Raw genomic sequence first — 1,120 nt, 5'->3', positions numbered from 1 at the left:
AAACCTTGATGGTCCAGATGTTCAGGTTCTTACTGGTCTTCCGGTGTAGACCCTGTTTCTCGAACGCGCGCTGCACCAGCTTCCAGCCGGTCGTCTCCTTGGCCTGGGCCAGCTTTTCGAGCTCTGGATGCTCCTGGACATAACGCTTGAAGATTCCTGGCGTGACCAGCATGGCGGTCCCGTCGACGGTATGCACCAAGGCTTTGGTGTCGTTGATGAACAGGCGACGGGCCGCGATTCCAGATTTCATCCAGCCAACGAATCCCTGTCCCAGATCAGTGCTTCTGCTAGGCATAAATACGTCTTCAACTGCTTCAGGAGCGCAATCTGTTGGCTCCTTGATCCCTAGTGGCTGCTGTAGGTTCTCCTCCCCGCGAGTATTCGTAGGAGAAACAGCCGATGAGTCGCGGCTAGTGTCTAGCTCTTCTGGTGGCGAAGTGATATTACCAAGAAGCGCGTACAAATCGTCTGTTTCTTCCTGGTCATCAGTTGAGGGCTCCGCAATCGCCCGCATCTCGTTTGACGGTTTCGCAACGCTCGGCGCAGGTTGGCGGAGCGTCATCTTGGCTTCTGGTGCTTGCTGCTGCTCAGCCGGTTCGTTGGGAATTTCACAGGTCGTTTCTGACTTTTCCGTTGAGGCGGTTCCATCCTCAACGACGAGTGATCCGTTGTAGGGGGAGGGACGCTCGGCAAGGTCTGTCCAGATCAAGGCTGGAGCAATCTTGAGCAGCGTGAACTTGTTTCTCCATCCAGCACCGTTGTCTACCGTGGCCGTCCAGATGGCTTTGTCCTCGGCGTTGGTCTGGATGACGGCCTGATCCTGGAGCATGTTGAAGAACGGCGAGTTGGAGGAGGGCACCCCTTCGATACCCTGGGCCAGCAAGTAGGCTCTCAGTTGATCGGCTGCAGGCTTGCTCACCAGCCAGAGTGCGTCCTGGGTCAGCCATCCATCGGACGGACCGCCAGGTTGATTCAGCTTGAACTTGTCCTTCACCAGGAAGCGAAGGCCGTCTGCCAACTGCCGCTGCAGCGACTGCTTCGGTGCAGCCAGCGCTCGATCCGGATTGCCTCCCAGCTCCTGTGCAACTGAGGCCTGGTCTGCCTTCACGATGATCTCGCC

The 1,120-nt window shown here is 57.3% G+C and carries 1 protein-coding gene; it reads right to left on the bottom strand.

The features are described from left to right. A partial coding sequence (locus HMPREF2924_RS36655) for a helicase/relaxase domain-containing protein (RefSeq protein ID WP_256567985.1) occupies positions 1–1,120 on the bottom strand: 1,120 nt, incomplete at both ends.

Origin of the sequence: Pseudomonas sp. HMSC063H08, from assembly GCF_001813645.1 — a bacterium.
Taxonomy (GTDB): Bacteria; Pseudomonadota; Gammaproteobacteria; order Pseudomonadales; family Pseudomonadaceae; genus Pseudomonas; species Pseudomonas aeruginosa.
The sequence above is the reverse complement of the archived record's forward strand: the minus strand, read 5'-3'. Positions and strand labels throughout refer to the sequence as shown.